The organism is Mesorhizobium sp. M7A.F.Ca.US.005.03.2.1, assembly GCF_003997795.1.
Lineage (GTDB): Bacteria > Pseudomonadota > Alphaproteobacteria > Rhizobiales > Rhizobiaceae > Mesorhizobium > Mesorhizobium ciceri.
Genome location: NZ_RZRP01001472.1, coordinates 1 through 721, shown reverse-complemented (window position 1 = coordinate 721; position 721 = coordinate 1). Strand labels below are relative to the sequence as shown.

Genomic DNA, 721 nt, shown 5'->3' with positions numbered 1-721 from the left:
CTCGCCGCCACCCTGGTCGCCCTGCATGGCCTGCATCTGCTTCATCATGTCCTTGGCGCCCTTGCGCAGCGCTTCCAGCGCCCGGCCCTGATGGCCGACGGCCGCATCGCCTTCGCCCTCGCCGAGTGCCTGTTCGGCATTGCCCATGGACTTGCCGGCCTCGCCAAATCCTTCATTGGGCTCCATACCCATGCCTTCGAGGCCCTTCTTCAGCTGTTCGAGGTCGCTCTGCAACTGGCCCTGGCCCTGCTGCAGCTGTTTCAGCGCATCGGCGAATTCCTGGGGCGTCATCGGCTTTTGCCGGGCGAGCGGATCGCGGTCTTCGCCGACGCCGGGTCTGTCCTCATCCTGGCCGCCTTCGCCGAGCTGCTCGTCACGGTTCTGCCCGCGCTGGCGCTCGCCGCGCTGCATCTGATCCATGCGGAAGGTGTCGTTCATCATCTCCTGCTGACGGCGCAGGATCTCGCCCAGCTTGTCCATCTGCTGGCGCATCTCGCTGTCCTGCTGGCCGCCTTGCTGCTGCCGGCCGGCCTGCAGATTGTTCATCATGTCCTGCAGTTGCGACAGCAATTGCTGGGCCTTGTCGCGATCACCGGACTTCGCCAGGTTCTCGATCTGGTCCATCATGCGATCGATGTCGCTCTGGCGCAGTTCCTGGCCATTCTGCTGCATCTGCGGGGCGTTGGGATTTTGCTTGGCGCGCTCCGCGAATTCCTGCAGC

General features: G+C 64.6%; 1 protein-coding gene. It reads right to left on the bottom strand.

All coding sequences use genetic code 11. The features are described from left to right. Positions 1-721: DUF4175 family protein (locus EN991_RS38565; protein WP_127370645.1), on the bottom strand; the 721-nt coding region annotated here is incomplete at both ends.